Below are 305 nucleotides of genomic sequence, written 5' to 3'. Positions count from 1 at the left end.
CGTACCCGCCGCGCACCGGGCCCGCCGGACGCCGAGCACGCATCCGGCACACGCCTCGCCCCGGATCTTCCACGCGCCCAGGCCTCCGTCACCCGCCTCATGCCGGATCCGCCGGACGCCGAGGACGCATCCGGCACACGCCTCGTGGCGGATCTGACACGCTCCCGGGTCTTCCGTCACCCGCCGCGCACCGGATCCGCCGGGCGCCGGGCACGCATCCGGCACACGCCTCGCCCCGGATCTTCCACGCGCCCAGGCCTCCGTCACCCGCCTCATGCCGGATCCGCCGGACGCCGAGGACGCAT

The sequence above is a fragment of the Streptomyces sp. NPDC091209 genome (assembly GCF_044757755.1).
In the GTDB taxonomy this organism is placed as follows: domain Bacteria; phylum Actinomycetota; class Actinomycetes; order Streptomycetales; family Streptomycetaceae; genus Streptomyces.
The sequence above is the reverse complement of the archived record's forward strand: the minus strand, read 5'-3'. Positions refer to the sequence as shown.